The 14717-nt window shown below is 37.5% G+C and carries 13 protein-coding genes; 8 read left to right on the top strand and 5 right to left on the bottom strand.

Annotated features, from left to right (window positions below; all coding sequences use genetic code 11):
• Positions 1-41: 41 nt before the first annotated feature.
• Positions 42-491, bottom strand: coding sequence for a YhcH/YjgK/YiaL family protein (locus CYTFE_RS0110105; RefSeq protein WP_027471688.1), 450 nt, complete (start codon positions 489-491; stop codon positions 42-44).
• Between the two features lie 197 nt (positions 492-688).
• Between CYTFE_RS0110105 and CYTFE_RS0110100 the strand changes: the two genes are divergently transcribed.
• Positions 689-1102 carry a hypothetical protein gene (locus tag CYTFE_RS0110100; RefSeq protein WP_027471687.1) on the top strand — a complete coding sequence of 138 codons (414 nt, stop codon included), beginning with the start codon at positions 689-691 and terminating at the stop codon, positions 1100-1102.
• Between the two features lie 143 nt (positions 1103-1245).
• Here the strand turns inward: CYTFE_RS0110100 and CYTFE_RS0110095 are convergent, their stop codons facing one another.
• The 3 genes from CYTFE_RS0110095 to CYTFE_RS0110085 form a co-directional block, all read right to left on the bottom strand.
• On the bottom strand, positions 1246-3360 hold the full coding sequence (locus CYTFE_RS0110095; RefSeq protein WP_044212937.1) for an FUSC family membrane protein: 2115 nt from the start codon (positions 3358-3360) through the stop codon (positions 1246-1248).
• A 174-nt stretch (positions 3361-3534) separates the two neighbouring features.
• The gene (locus tag CYTFE_RS0110090) at positions 3535-4818 is read right to left on the bottom strand and encodes an MFS transporter (protein WP_027471685.1); all 1284 of its coding nucleotides are present in this window, start codon (positions 4816-4818) and stop codon (positions 3535-3537) included.
• A gap of 139 nt (positions 4819-4957) precedes the next feature.
• On the bottom strand, positions 4958-5539 hold the full coding sequence (locus tag CYTFE_RS0110085) for a fibronectin type III domain-containing protein (RefSeq protein ID WP_044212939.1): 582 nt from the start codon (positions 5537-5539) through the stop codon (positions 4958-4960).
• A 166-nt stretch (positions 5540-5705) separates the two neighbouring features.
• On the opposite strand from CYTFE_RS0110085, the gene CYTFE_RS0110080 reads away from it, so the two are divergent.
• The 7 genes from CYTFE_RS0110080 (at position 5706) to CYTFE_RS0110050 (ending at position 14048) form a co-directional block, all read left to right on the top strand.
• Positions 5706-6383 carry a rhomboid family intramembrane serine protease gene (locus CYTFE_RS0110080; RefSeq protein ID WP_027471683.1) on the top strand — a complete coding sequence of 226 codons (678 nt, stop codon included), beginning with the start codon at positions 5706-5708 and terminating at the stop codon, positions 6381-6383.
• A gap of 73 nt (positions 6384-6456) precedes the next feature.
• Positions 6457-7263 (top strand): M48 family metallopeptidase, encoded by an 807-nt coding sequence (locus tag CYTFE_RS0110075; protein WP_235208150.1) that lies wholly within the window; start codon positions 6457-6459, stop codon positions 7261-7263.
• A 258-nt stretch (positions 7264-7521) separates the two neighbouring features.
• Positions 7522-7926, top strand: coding sequence for a hypothetical protein (locus tag CYTFE_RS0110070; protein ID WP_027471681.1), 405 nt, complete (start codon positions 7522-7524; stop codon positions 7924-7926).
• A gap of 108 nt (positions 7927-8034) precedes the next feature.
• Positions 8035-11343, top strand: coding sequence for a preprotein translocase subunit SecA (gene secA, locus CYTFE_RS0110065; protein ID WP_027471680.1), 3309 nt, complete (start codon positions 8035-8037; stop codon positions 11341-11343).
• A gap of 140 nt (positions 11344-11483) precedes the next feature.
• Complete coding sequence (gene lgt / locus CYTFE_RS0110060) at positions 11484-12308, top strand: prolipoprotein diacylglyceryl transferase (RefSeq protein ID WP_200871313.1); 825 nt, start codon at positions 11484-11486, stop codon at positions 12306-12308.
• 157 nt (positions 12309-12465) lie between these two features.
• On the top strand, positions 12466-13335 hold the full coding sequence (locus tag CYTFE_RS0110055; protein ID WP_027471678.1) for a hypothetical protein: 870 nt from the start codon (positions 12466-12468) through the stop codon (positions 13333-13335).
• Positions 13332-14048 carry a hypothetical protein gene (locus CYTFE_RS0110050; RefSeq protein WP_027471677.1) on the top strand — a complete coding sequence of 239 codons (717 nt, stop codon included), beginning with the start codon at positions 13332-13334 and terminating at the stop codon, positions 14046-14048. Before CYTFE_RS0110055 ends, CYTFE_RS0110050 begins: the two co-directional genes overlap by 4 nt.
• Positions 14049-14138: 90 nt before the next feature.
• Here the strand turns inward: CYTFE_RS0110050 and CYTFE_RS29945 are convergent, their stop codons facing one another.
• The gene (locus tag CYTFE_RS29945; protein WP_154665648.1) at positions 14139-14285 is read right to left on the bottom strand and encodes a hypothetical protein; all 147 of its coding nucleotides are present in this window, start codon (positions 14283-14285) and stop codon (positions 14139-14141) included.
• Positions 14286-14717 lie beyond the last annotated feature (432 nt).

The following is a 14717-nucleotide window of genomic DNA, read 5'->3' as shown; positions in this document are numbered from 1 at the left end:
ATGAATTATAAAATGATAATATTTTTCAGATAGTAGATTAACTATACAGCTACTTTAACCACTACTTTTTTTACGGGTTTTGAAGTTTCTATTTTCATGCTAGGAGCATGGATGTCACCAGGATAAAATAAGGCAAACATACCTTCGCTAATTTTTACTGGACTTACCTCGGCATGATAAAAAATCACGTCTTTTTCGACATTATAAGGTGTCATTACTTCCTGATCTTCCAAAGGTACATAGCCCATAAATTCCTCACCTTTCACAATATATTGTATGTCTAAATAGCGTTCGTGGGCTTCGGGACGCGCATCCTCATGTTCTTTGGTGTTGTATTCGCTCACGATTGCAAATATCAGGTCTCCATCTACATTGTATTTTCCAGGTTCAATGCTTTCAAAATCTATTTCTTCAAGGAATTCGAAGGCCTTTTTTATTCTTTCATTTAAATTTCTGTAATGCTTTACGTTTTCTAAGCTATCAACAATCATAATTTTTTATTTAATCGGTTTAATATGTTTGTTATTTTTTTAACAAATGATGGAACTCAACACCATATTTATTTTTCTGTGTGAGAAAAGTTTGTGCATGTTACAAATATATATATATTATTTGCTAAGGTATGAGGTTTAAAGCCTATTGCATAAAAAAATACTATATTTAACACATTAAATAAGGATTTATTCAAATGATAAAACGTGATTATATTTTAAGGATGATTGAAGAAATTGGAAAAATGATAGCTGTCATCCTGGGTTTATTGAAGAATGGAGAAATTAAACAGGCACAAAAACTTTATGGAGAGGGATTGAAACGTGCATTGGATTTAGATGAAGATACTATCTTATCCTTAGGTGTTGATCAGTTAAAATCTATTTTTGAAGAAAAATTTGGTGAGAGCTATCAGGGATTAGAGATGGTTGCTGGTCTTTTGGTAAATGGAGGTGATATTCATATCAGAAATAAGGATGAGGTACTGGCCAAAAAATGTTATATTAAAGCACAGCAGCTTTATGGGTTGGTAGAGAGGGAGTCGGGCATCTTTTCATTGGATCGACAAGCGAATATAAGTAAAGTTAATCAATTAATAGATACATTGTAAGTACCATATTGTAAGTTGGCAAGTTGTTCATCATATCTAATTAAGGAGATAATCTTACATAAGTCGAAACATTCCGCTCCATTTGTAAATCATCATTTTCAATAATTAGTCTTTGCAAGAAAACTCCAAATACTGCGTTATTCTCATTTTTGAAAGGATGCCGATTCTTTCAATAGTTTATTACTTACTGCGGCAATATTGTATATTAAACGTAGATGTTGTCTTTCTTTCCCTTGAGAATAATCATTAATCATATCTCTTAAGTTCATTAATACTGGTTTTAACGAATCTATGTGGGTAGATTCATCTTTGCTTAAGCGTGTTGCGGTTCTATTTAAGGTTAGTGTTATGGCAGTGTTGATTTCTTGGGCTAGGGCTAGTTTTGTATGGTCTTGGTATAGAGCTCCTAGCGCAGATAGGTATGAGAGTAAGGCATGGTTAAGGTAGGTTAGTTTAAATGCTTGCTCTATCAAATGCCTTCTTTTTTTGGGTTCCACTTGCATGCTTTGCCAGGCCAATGTTAATGCATTGTCTGCTTTGTGAGCAAGTCTGCGAGCCAAACGGTAATCGTAATCGTCCTTTTGGAGATTGGTTCTGTTGATAATGGCATTGAAATATAAGCTGTTATTTTGTAGTGCCTTGCTCAATAACTTGGGTATTTGTTTATGTTGCCAGTTGGGCCATAAAAAGCGTATGGTCAGAAAAGACAATAATGATCCAATCAGTGTGTCTATTACTCTTGGTATAAGCACATATCCGCCCGACTCTGTGGTGAGCTGGTTATTGGCCAGTACATATATGCTGATAAAAATGACCGCATAAGAATAGTTCGAAAACCGCCAGTAAAAGAAGCTAAAACCACTGGCCAGTAAAAGTATAAACTGACCACTTTGTGTAGGTAGGAGTTGTAGCATTAATATCCCAATGCTTACACCCGTTAAAGTCCCCACGATTCTTTCCAGTAATTTTCTTCTTGTTTCACTGTAGGTGGGCTGACTAACAAATAGGGAGGTGAGTAATATCCATTCTCCGTTTTCAAGTTTATAGTGTTGAATGATTAAATATCCAATTAAGAAACAGGCGCTTAGTCTGATGGCATATCTTAGTCTGGGGTGGCTCCAGTTTAACTGCTCTTTGATGCGTTGTAGGATCGTTCTTTCATCTTGTCCTAGTCGAGGAACAGAGGTACTCTTATCAGGGAGATCAATATTTTTTAAAGACTGATGCGAACGATTCAGGTTATGCAATAGGAGTTCCAGTAATTGCTTATGATGCTGTGGAACTTTTTCGATTTCAAATTCCAAGGCATTTACAATCCAACCTATGGAAACAGGGTGTGAATATGGTTCCCCGGTTAGCATGTTTTCGGCTACTAACTTGGACGCATGAGAAAGTTGATGGAGTAATTCAGCAAAGCCTTCCAATAGTTCTTTATACTCTTCTTTGTCGGCCAATTTTTCATAATTCTCGTGGCCTGAAGCTGCTCGTTCATGCAAACTCTGCAAGAGCATGAAGCGTTGTAGGTATGGTATAAGTTGTTTTTGTGATTTCACTTCCTGGCCATACACATTAATAACCTCTTTACATTTCTCCAAAGCATTTACCACCTTAATATTTAAAATGGCTTGGTGATTGGTTTGTTCAGACTTTTCTGAGGGGAAATTTTTCGCTTTTTCTTTTAAATATTCCGACAAAGCCATAAAGCCGGTAGCCAACTGTTCTTCCAATAAACGCCATGGTTTTCGATATAATAGATAGAGGGAGAGTAGTCCGTAAAAAAGGGCTCCCGCACATAAAAACAGAGCTTGTTCGTACCATAGGTATTCCTCTCTATATCCTATCATGGCATAAATGCCAATCAATATGGCGCCATAGGAAATGCCCCGGTATCTTTCGCTAATACCTCCAATAAGCACGAATACGATTGTTGATGCTATAAAACCTGTGCCAAATAAAATGGGATAAGGTTTCAATAGTGAGACAGATAATGTGGTGATGGCAAAGCTGATAATTGTAATGGCCAGAGCTTTTATTCTTCCTCTGGGATGGTCATCTCTTTCAGACAATGCAGCAGCTACAGTACCAAGAGATAAGGTGACCACCAGAAATGGATTTCCTAAGATGATAAAAGGAATGGCTTGAACTGCCATTGTTATCATTACCTTGGTTGCAGTGAGGCGGTTGGGGTGTCGCCAAAATTCCTTTACTAAGCGTTGAAACCATGCCTGATGCTTGATGTGTATATGCAATTTTACCATTCAAAAGAAATATTTGCGCAAAGAAATTGTTTTTTTTGTGAATATATCCCTGCCATTGTACAATCTATAAATGTAAAAAGAAGGTTTTATTTTACTATACAATACCTGAAGAATTGTATTTATTAAAGAATGTTTAACTTATTAAAATATTTTTGTAATGTGTGATTTAACTATTTATGTGTTTTTGGGGAATCTTTTTTCGGAATAGATCATTAGAAAAATAGCGAGAACTAAAAAGGCTATTCCTGCCAGATAGGTGATACTAAAGCCAAAATACTCATATAACTGTATGCCTATGATAGGTGCAAAAAGAGCCCTTGCACCAGTTAAAAATAGATGGACCGATTGATAATCGGCGGCTTCGTGTGGCTCACAGAAGTAACTACTCCCAATTCCCCAAAGAATAGGCATGCTACCCATAAATAGGCCGTTGAAAATTACAGCAATTAATAACATATGATATAATTTCAAGCCCCATATTTCATTGTAACTTGTAAAATATTCCGATAGACCTGTGAAAAAAATAAACATCATCAAGGAACTGAATGTGATGATTCCAAATCGTCGAGGATCGTTTTTTCCTATTAGCTTTCCAAATAAAGGTAATACGCATATGGCTACTAAGTTATAGGCGTTGTTGTAAAAGGATACCGACGAATAGTTTAGATCCAGCGCTTCTTTGTAGAAAATGGTAACAACGGCATGTGTACTCATCCATGCAAAACCATAAAGTATAAATCCTATCTCGAGGTGACGAAAAGGAGTGTTGTTTTTTAAGATGGAGAAGATGCGTTTAAAAGAATTTCCTAGCGCCTTTGTTATGGGTGTTGTAGTTGGTTCCAGCTTCTGTTTAAAATCTATACGGGTGAGTTGGAATATAGAGATAACCCCTAAAATTCCTACCAAAGGATAGAATATACGATAGGAATTGGCATCATGATCCAGCAGTAAGCCAACGGTAAAGATCGATACCATCATTAATATTTTGTTTACCGTAGTGGAATAACTGAAAAGTTTTCCAAAGTTATTGTGCCTGTAATTTCCTTTTAAATATTGATTGATAGAGGGGATTACAGCTATCTGAGAGGTATAGAAAAGTAGGAATACGCCCAAAAATAGGAAGAGGAAGTTGGGTGATAGTCCTGTTTCGGCATTGACGGCCGGAAATATAGAGAAGATAACCAGTGGTAGTCTGGTTAAAATACCAACTGTTCTTAATAATGTTTTTCGGTTGGGATAACGTCGCATCACCTCATTGGCCAACATAGCAAATAAAAATACCACCATGCTAAACTGAAACAAAAATGCTAGCTGTACATTGGATCCTTTGAGTGATTTAATAAAAATAAACTCGTTTAATACCAGAGCACCACGAGCAACACCGTCAATGCTGCTGTAAAATAAATGAAGCTTAAAGGCTTTTTTTTCAGTGCTATTTAATTGTTGAAGTATTTGCATGGTCAATTATATGGAGCATGTATGTGTTATTTGTATTGGTGCTAAAAACGGATAAGGTTGTGAATTGTTTCGTGTTTAGTAAATAAAAAAAGCCACCTCAGTGGAGGCAGCTTGATTGTAATATCTTGCAAAGATAGACTTATTCCATAAAAAAGTATGTAGTATCATCTATTTTTACCATGCCATTTTCTGGATATACGATGTAACTTACCTCTTCTGTTGATGAGATTCCCCCAACCTGGCTTGTGTAGGTGGTAATGGTTAATTGATCATCAGAAGCCGACCACATAATGATTTGCTCGTCATTGGTAAAATACTTGTAGGTTCCAAATCCATCTTCATCGAAATGGTAGATGATTGTTTTCTCTTCATCGTCATTATAGGTATATTTCCATTCGCCCACAAGTGTTGACAATACATCTTTTGTTGTTATGTCAATTGTTCCTTCGCCAATTTCTTTGCCATTGGAGTTTATGGCAGTTATCTTAATTGTATAGTCTGTGCCAGCTTTTAGCTCATCAAAGTCAAAACTTAAAATTGTGGACGATTCTACATATTCAAGTGTCTCTCCTTTTTTTCCAAATTCGATATCGTAAAAAAGAGCATCAGCTACTTCGTTAAATGTTACCTTAATAGTATGTTCTGTTGTTTCTGTAGCTTCAATTGTGATGCCGGCAGGTTTGGCGTCATCATCATCACTACAAGATGTCATTAAGCCCATAACTACTATACAAGCGCTTAAGAAATAAAATTATAATACGATTTTAATTATGTAAGATTCTATATATTGTTCTGAGGATCAGTGTTGAGTTAAGAAAGAGGAATTATTAGAATAATCTTAATACTTTTGTAGGGATGCCAGTATGAAAAAATGATTGAATGGAACAATGAAAGGATTAGGCCCCAATACCCCCATAGAGAAGAGAAGATTTTTGCATAGTATTCTGTTTCCAACTTTTTTTTCGTTGCTTATATTCACCATTAGGCTGGTGGAGGAATTGGAAGGAGTGTCTTTTTCTCATTATGGTGTTCGACCATTAACAAAAGAAGGTTTATGGGGTATCTTATTTGCTCCGCTTATTCATGGTGATTGGGATCATTTATATTCTAACTTAGTTTCTATGTTTGTGCTAGGGCTTGCTTTGTTTTATTTTTATAATAAAATAGCCTATAAAGTATTTTTTCTCATATACCTTCTCAGTGGTATGGGGTTGTGGTTGGCAGCCCGTGATTCGTGGCATATTGGAGCGAGTGGGATGATATATGGGTTGGCCGGTTTTTTGTCGCTGAGTGGAATCATACGAAAGCACATTGGTTTAATTGCTATCTCGTTTTTGGTTATTTTTTTCTACGGTAGCCTAGTGTGGGGAGCCTTTCCTTTAAAGGTAAATTTGCCTTATTCGTGGGAGGGACATTTTTGGGGTGGTTTGGCCGGAATATTGTTAGCCGTTTTATTTAAAAACGAAGGTCCTCAACGACCTCATTCACCGCTTGAGGATGAGGAAGATGAGGTGGATAATGAGGGGGCAGATGCCTATTGGTTAAAAAATGATATTGAACCATAAAGTATATGCAGGGTTATTGATTTTGTAACAAAACTTTTAGTTTTGTATTTTACAATCTAAAACAAACTTAAATATGATGAAGAACTATTGGAAACAGCTAGGGACACTCGCTATTATTGCGATTGTGGCAGTGTCTTGTTCAACTGTACCTATTACAGGACGTTCACAGTTGAACTTGTTGCCTGAGTCGCAAATGGCTGAAATGGGATTGACTAACTATAGTGAGTTTTTAAAAGAAGCCAAGCTATCTACGGATCAAGAACAAGCTGCATTGGTGAAAAAAGTTGGACAAAAGATTGCTGCTGCGGTAGAAGAATATTTGAATAGCAACGGACTAAGTAGTTATGTGGAAAACTTTAATTGGGAGTTTAACCTAGTTGAGGATGATACGCCTAATGCTTGGTGCATGCCTGGAGGAAAGGTGGTGTTTTATACCGGAATTCTTCCATATACCAAAGATGAAGCTGGTTTGGCTGTGGTGATGGGGCATGAAATAGCACATGCTGTGGCACGGCATGGTAATGAGCGTATGAGTCAGCAGATGGGAGTGCAGGCGGTTGCAGCAGGTTTACAAGTTGCTTTGAAGGAAAAACCAGAACAAACGCAGCAAATTTATATGGGTGCTTTTGGATTGGGAGCGCAGTATGGTATGACTTTGCCTTTCTCCAGAAAACATGAGACAGAGGCCGATAAGATGGGACTCGTATTTATGGCAATGGCGGGTTATGACCCAGCAGTGGCAGCTGAATTTTGGACTCGCATGTCGCAAAGTGGAGGGCAAAAACCGCCTGAATTTATGAGTACGCACCCCGCGGATGATACTCGTATCAAGGATATCAAGGCCTATTTGCCAGAGGCTTATAAGTACATGAAAAAATAATTTTTATTATCTGAGATTTTTTATTCCGCCCATTTTGCCTTTGTTGGAGTGGGAGATGGGCGGATTACTTAGGTGAAAGGAAGTGTCTATTTTATAAAAATAGCTCAACTATTCTTGTTCTTATGGGACTGAAGCAAGAAAGATATTTGGGGATGAGATGATGTGTTTAATAAATAAATCAATGATCTCTTATCTATTATCTCTCATGTAAAAGTCTTTTTTATTACATTTGTCGTCGTTAGAATTTCGGTATAGCAAATGAAGAAAGATTTTTCACGATTTAAGGTTTTGGGTATCACTCTGTTAGTGACGGTGTCGTCATGTGTGGGGGGTACGTTAGATCTGAATGCCGAAACTCTACGCAGCTATGGGTTTGAGTTTGATATTTCTTCTGCCGATAAGATAAAAGGTGTAGGTAAGTATAAAAGAGTAAGAAGTTTTTCGGGCTCAAAATCAAAAATCACCCGTCTAATTGAATCTGGAAGAACGCACATGGCCGTCCCTGGTCTGTCGGTTGATTATTGTCCTATTGTATTTTATTTGAGGTTTGAACACTATTTGATACCTCTTATTCATAAAAAAATTATTGTTGGAATACTATTCTATTCCGATTCTTTTCATGGAGTTCATTTTCATAATCGGGCAGGACCTCTTTCTTGTTGATTCTTAAAAGAATCGTTAACGATTGGTTTTTTCTATAAAACATTACAAAGTACCTAATTTTTGAGATAGATACCTGCGTGTTCTATTTCTGTATATTTAAAAATAAGCATGGCATTTATAAATAACATGGTTACCAAATTGTTTGGTAGCAAATATGAAAGAGATTTAAAAGAATTAAATCCAATAGTAGAATTAGTAAAAAAGGTTTCTCCTGAGCTTGAAAAGTTGAGCAATGACGAATTACGTCAACGGAGTAACGATTTAAGGACTAGGATAAGCGCCTATATAAAGGACGATCAGGATAGGGTAGCTGAGTTAAGGGCAAAAACGGAAGATGGTTCTGTTGGTATTACAGAAAGGGAAAAGATTTATGCTGAGATTGATGCAATAGAAAAGGAGATCGATGATAAATTAGAGAAAATATTAGGTGATATTCTTCCTGAAGCTTTTGCTATATTAAAAGATACCGCCCGTCGTTTAACTGAGAATTCAACCATTGAAGTTACAGCTACTGATTTTGATAGAGACTTGGCAGCAGTGCACGATTTTGTAGAGATAGAAGGAGATAAGGCCATCTGGTATAATTCTTGGGAAGCAGGAGGAACTAAGGTTACCTGGGAGATGATTCACTATGATGTGCAGTTGTTTGGTGGGGTAGCGCTTCATCAGGGAAAAATTGCTGAGATGGCAACAGGTGAGGGTAAAACATTGGTGGCTACACTTCCTGTGTTTTTGAATGCACTTACTGGACGTGGTGTGCATGTGGTGACGGTGAATGATTACCTGGCCAAACGTGACTCCGAATGGATGGGGCCCTTGTATCAGTTTCATGGTCTTTCGGTAGATTGTATTGATAAGCACCGCCCTAACTCCAATGAACGTCGTAAAGCTTATAATAGTGATATCGCATTTGGTACCAATAATGAATTTGGTTTTGATTACCTGCGTGATAATATGGCGATATCACCAGAGGATTTGGTGCAACGTAAGCATAATTATGCGATTGTGGATGAGGTTGACTCCGTGTTGATTGACGATGCCCGTACGCCATTGATTATTTCAGGACCTGTTCCCAAGGGTGATGATCAGCTTTTTGAAGAATTGAAACCTAAAGTGGAGCGCTTAGTGGAAACACAGCGCCAACTGGTTTCAAGTATATTGGTGGATGCCAAAAAGAAATTAAAGTCAAATGATAAAAAAGTAGTTGAAGAGGGATCGTTGCTCCTGCTTCGCGCTTATAAGGGATTGCCTCGTAATAAACCTTTGATTAAGTTCTTGAGTGAGCCAGGTATGAAGGCTCATATGTTGAAGACAGAGAACTTTTACATGCAGGAGAATAATAAGAATATGCATGTGGTTACTGATCCCTTATATTTTGTGATTGACGAGAAGCATAATTCTATAGAATTAACAGATAAAGGAATCGATATTATTACAGGAGATTCTGATGATCCTAACTTTTTTGTGTTGCCTGATATTGGTTCAGAAATCGCAGAGTTAGAAAAATCAGAATTGGATGAGAAAGAGAGACTGGCCAAAAAAGATGAGTTATTACAAAGTTATGGTGTGAAATCAGAACGTGTGCATACCATCAACCAGTTACTCAAAGCTTATACTTTGTTTGAAAAAGACACAGAGTATGTAGTGATGGATAACAAGGTGAAGATTGTAGATGAGCAGACTGGTCGTATTATGGAAGGCCGTCGTTACTCGGATGGATTGCACCAGGCAATTGAGGCTAAAGAACGTGTGAAGGTGGAGGCAGCCACGCAAACTTATGCTACCATTACGCTTCAGAATTATTTTAGGATGTATCGTAAGTTGGCCGGTATGACCGGAACGGCTCAAACTGAAGCAGGAGAATTGTGGGATATTTACAAGTTAGACGTGGTGGTGATACCTACCAATAAACCTATAGCCAGAGACGATAGGGATGATAAGGTGTACAAAACCAATCGTGAAAAATATAATGCCGCTATTGAGGAAATTGTTGATCTTGTAAAACAAGGACGTCCTGTACTGGTGGGTACTACCTCTGTAGAAATATCTGAGCTGTTAAGTCGAATGTTGAAAATACGAGGTATTAAACACAACGTATTGAATGCTAAATTACACCAACGTGAGGCTGATATTGTTGCGGAAGCAGGAGGTAGTGGAGTGGTTACCATTGCAACCAATATGGCGGGTCGTGGTACCGATATTAAACTTTCTGAAGAAGTAAAAGCGGCTGGTGGTCTGGCTATTGTAGGTACTGAACGTCATGAATCGCGCCGTGTGGATCGTCAGTTGAGAGGACGTGCCGGTCGTCAGGGTGATGTGGGTAGTTCTCAGTTTTTTGTGTCCCTGGAGGATAACTTGATGCGCTTGTTCGGTTCAGATAGAATCGTGAAATATATGGATAGGTTAGGTGTTGAGGATGGTGAAGTGATTCAACATTCCATGATTACCAAATCGATAGAGCGTGCACAGAAAAAAGTAGAAGAAAATAACTTTGGTATTCGTAAGCGATTATTGGAGTATGATGATGTGATGAATTCGCAACGAGAGGTGATTTATACCAAACGTAGACACGCCCTCTATGGGGAGCGTATTCAAGTGGACTTGTCTAATATGATTTATGATACATGTGAAAGCATGATCAGTGAACATCATAGTAATGCCGACTATGAAGGTTTCGAGATGGATTTGATACGTGTGTTCTCTGTATCTTCACCTTTTGGAAGCCAAGAGTTTTTGAAGGGTAATCCTGCTGAATTGGCGGATAAACTTTATAGAGATGTATGGAGTGCATACCAGCGTAAAATAGAAGCTATTGCGGCTCAAGCAATGCCTGTTATTAAGGATGTGTATGAAACAAAATCGCAGCAATATCAAAATATAGTGGTTCCATTTACTGATGGACAAAGGATTATGCAGGTTACAACAAACCTTAAAAAAGCATACGAGTCAAATGGTGCTGAGTTGGTGAAATCCTTCGAAAAATCGATTATCCTGATGACTATTGATAATGCATGGAAGGAACATTTGCGTGAGTTGGATGATTTGAGGACGGCTGTTCAGAATGCCTCCTACGAACAAAAAGATCCTTTGTTGATTTATAAGTTCGAGTCTTTTGAGTTGTTTAAGACCATGCTTGATCAGGCCAATAAGGATGTGGTTTCGACTTTGGTAAAAGCCAGTATCCCAGTTCAGGATCCGGACGAAATCAGACAAGAAGAGGTTCGTAAGCGCCAGGACCTGAGTAAACTTACTGCCAGTAGACAGGGCTTTGATGGTAATGGTGGAGAAAGGAAAGAGAAACCGAAGGCTGAGCCAATTCGTGTAGAGAAAAAAGTGGGAAGAAACGAACCTTGTCCTTGTGGCAGCGGTAAAAAGTATAAGCAGTGTCATGGGAAAGGGCAATCTGCGCAAGCCTAATGCAATAGTGAGTTCTGTTGGAATTCAAGTGGCTTCTTTGGAGGTTCAAAATAATATGTTTGATTGTTGGGAGATTTTAGAATAAAGTCTCCCTCCCTGCCGTATTGCAGGTTATCTTTTATCTAAATAAGTAAAATTTTATGATACTTGACTTTGTTACCTGGACCGTAAAACCCGAAATATTCTCATGGGGTCCTATATCTGTACGATATTATGGATTGTTTTTTGCCATCGCTTTTATGTTGGGTTATCAACTGATGGAAAAGATGTTTAAGTGGGAAAAAATTCCATTGCCCTGGTTGGAGAAATTGTTTATGTATGTGGTAATAGCCACCATTGTGGGAGCTAGATTGGGGCATGTGTTTTTTTATGGTTGGGATTATTATTCACAACATTTGGACGAGATACTTATGGTGTGGAAAGGTGGTCTGGCTAGTCATGGTGGTGCCTTGGGAATTGTAATTGCCATCATTATATATTCTAAAAAAGTCACAAAGAAATCACCTATATGGACTTTGGATCGCGTGGTTATACCAACAGCTCTTGCTGCCTTTTTTATTCGAATGGGTAACCTGATGAATTCTGAAATATACGGGCATGCTACAGATGTGCCTTGGGCATTTCGTTTTGTGGGTAATTTTCATCAATGGTTGGGAGGTGCTGAACCGGTGTTTACTCAACCCTCGCATCCTACACAAATATATGAGGCACTGACTTATTTGGCTTTGTTTGGGGTGATAATGTGGATGTATTGGAAAACAGATGCTAAAGATCGTACCGGGTTAATCTTTGGTGTCTTTCTGATTGGTACATTTTTGTCGCGTTTCTTTGTGGAGTTTGTGAAAAATGACCAAGAGTCCTTTGAAGCTGATATGTTATTAAATATGGGACAATGGTTAAGTATTCCTTTTGTATTGGCCGGTATTTATTTTGTTGTTAAAGCAAAAAAAAGTAGCTGTGGATAAATAAGAATGCTGGTAATATAGTATATAAAGCCCCGTTGAACAAGTGTTCGATGGGGCTTTTTTTCTGTTGTGCCGTGCATGCAAATCTCTTGATAGTACAAGTCCGTTATGGGGATGTAAACGCTCTATTTACCCATTTTTTTAATGTTTTTTCTATTTGTTTTCAACCATTGATTGGCATAACAAGTCAGCGTTATCCATCGTTGCGGTAGATAATAATATCATTGATATCTTAATGGTAACATGGTATGATGATAAGGGTTATGATTTTATCGAAAACCTTGGTTATACCGATGCGCTAAAATTTAACTCAAGTTACATGCCTGATGGTAAAAAGAGTTTTTTCTCCACAGAAGAAGGACGAGCCACTCCTATAAAAGAAGGGGATAATACTCGCTCGCACCTTGAGTACAATTTAAAAGATCACTTTGTAAATACCCGTGTTGTATTTGGAGGAAGTATGATACCCGGAGGTGTCGACATTATGCCAATAAGTAGTTACTATCCCTTTGAAATGGTCATGGCGCAAAAACAATACAACACAGCAGGTACAAATTACCAACAAAACAAATATCTTTACAACGGAAAAGAACTTAGGAAAGGAGGAGATAACCCAATTAGAACGCATGTTTTGTCATCTGAGGATAATGGAGTGGCATATCCACTGAACAGAGATGATGAAATGGACTATATGGGAGATAATTGGAAATTTGCCATTTGGGGTTCATATATGGGAATGGCTATAGACATTTCCAATCCTGGTTCATTGAAAGGGGCTAGTCCCAAGAAGTTTTCTCCAAACTTTGGGCGTAGTGCTAAATCTAAGGCTTCTTCTGGCTCTGCTATGTCTTCTGGTTCTGCTGCAGCATCAAATAGTGTTTCTTTAAAGGCGAGTGCAAAATCAGGAGGTGCAAGAAGTAACTCTTGGAATTCTTTCTTAAAAGCGAATAAAGGTAACTTTACAGGGAAGAACTGGCAAAAAGCCGCTACTAAAGCTTATTATAACTCACCATACTATAAAAAATGAGTAAGTCACTAATTTTGTTTGCAGTATTTATTTTGGGGTGTATTCAATACCCAAAAGATGAATATGTTCATGTAAAAGGGTGTGTTGTCAAAAATGATTGGGTGACAGCCATAAGGGGGTATAAGAAACCACGAGCTTTTTATGAGTATTCTTATAATGACAGTATACATGTAGGCTCTATTGTAATGGGAAAAAACGACCCATATTATAATCAGGGTGATAGTTTGTTAATAAGGATAAAAAAGAGTGATTCCCATAAGCCGGTAATTACAAAATGTTTTTACAATGCTCCTAAACAAAAGAAGGTTGTTGCTAGTTCTAAAGCACTAAGTAATGGGCAAAGAAGTGGTAAGGAAAAGCAAATTGTTACTATTGATAGGAGTAATAAGAAGTCGTCGTATGGGGTTAGTTATTATCTAGTTGATATCAAGCCATTGTTTGAGGGTGCAACAAATCCCGATACTAATGATAGTCTGATTAATGAGTACATCAAGGCAAAGTGTAAGGGTGATAATCAGGAATATATCAAGGGTACTGCAGCAACAATAACCATAGATAAAGAGGGAAGTGTTTCAAAAGTGAAGTTTTTTAATTTTGAAAACGATAAGTATAATACATACTTAAAACAAATACTTTTTGAGATGCCTTTATGGAAATCTGGGGTTAAAGATGGAGGCAAAGTAGATGTTGCTTATAATATAGTCTTGGAGTAGAAAAGTCCTTGTATGTTCTCATACAGAATAACAAAAGCTGCATTTAGAAATAAGTGCAGCTTTTGTTTTATATGGTAGTTTGCAAGCCGCTTACAGTGCAGCAATATTTTTATTAAAAAAGTCTTTGAACTTGGATTTGGTAAGCATTGCATTGATTATCTTCATCACGGTCTGCTTGTCGTCTTCTTCTAGTTGCTGGATAAGTTTAAACTGTTCCATCTCTGTTTTATCTTCCAAAGAAACCTCTTTGGGGTATCTCTCCTTTAAAATTCAGAATTTGGTCAACTGTCAAATTAAAAAGGGTTGCCAATAGTTGTAACTCCTTAAAATAAAAGCCAAACCCAAAGAGCTGCCCGAGCCCATAAACAAAAAGTCTCGCCAGAAGCATTAGGAAATCTATTGCATTATTTGGGGTGGTCGGTGGGGCTGAAAGTGATCTATTGTTCTCGACTTTTGTGGTTCTTTTTATGACAATGATAAACGAGTGAAGTTTGATCATGAGGACCATTGAAGATAAATCTTTTTCGAGTAAAAAGAACATTTATGGAAGTTTCAAAAGAAAAATTTGTGTCATATAAGAAGAGGCATTCCTCTCGTTTTGTAAACCATCATTTTCAACCTAGAGAACGTATTTAAGTAAAAAAGAAGTTACAAAGATGAAGTCGTCTT

Source organism: Saccharicrinis fermentans DSM 9555 = JCM 21142 (assembly GCF_000517085.1).
GTDB lineage: Bacteria > Bacteroidota > Bacteroidia > Bacteroidales > Marinilabiliaceae > Saccharicrinis > Saccharicrinis fermentans.
Note: the sequence above shows the minus strand (reverse complement) of the source record. Positions and strands in the feature narration are given on the sequence as shown.

Coding starts and splice junctions, on each gene's coding strand:
- CYTFE_RS0110085 (WP_044212939.1), bottom strand. CDS start 5,539: ATGGGCTTAATGACATCTTGTAGTGATGATGATGACGCCAAACCTGCC.
- CYTFE_RS0110095 (WP_044212937.1), bottom strand. CDS start 3,360: ATGGTAAAATTGCATATACACATCAAGCATCAGGCATGGTTTCAACGC.
- CYTFE_RS0110090 (WP_027471685.1), bottom strand. CDS start 4,818: ATGCAAATACTTCAACAATTAAATAGCACTGAAAAAAAAGCCTTTAAG.
- CYTFE_RS0110080 (WP_027471683.1), top strand. CDS start 5,706: ATGAAAGGATTAGGCCCCAATACCCCCATAGAGAAGAGAAGATTTTTG.
- CYTFE_RS0110100 (WP_027471687.1), top strand. CDS start 689: ATGATAAAACGTGATTATATTTTAAGGATGATTGAAGAAATTGGAAAA.
- CYTFE_RS0110070 (WP_027471681.1), top strand. CDS start 7,522: ATGAAGAAAGATTTTTCACGATTTAAGGTTTTGGGTATCACTCTGTTA.
- CYTFE_RS0110075 (WP_235208150.1), top strand. CDS start 6,457: ATGATGAAGAACTATTGGAAACAGCTAGGGACACTCGCTATTATTGCG.
- lgt (WP_200871313.1), top strand. CDS start 11,484: ATGATACTTGACTTTGTTACCTGGACCGTAAAACCCGAAATATTCTCA.
- CYTFE_RS0110050 (WP_027471677.1), top strand. CDS start 13,332: ATGAGTAAGTCACTAATTTTGTTTGCAGTATTTATTTTGGGGTGTATT.
- secA (WP_027471680.1), top strand. CDS start 8,035: ATGGCATTTATAAATAACATGGTTACCAAATTGTTTGGTAGCAAATAT.
- CYTFE_RS0110105 (WP_027471688.1), bottom strand. CDS start 491: ATGATTGTTGATAGCTTAGAAAACGTAAAGCATTACAGAAATTTAAAT.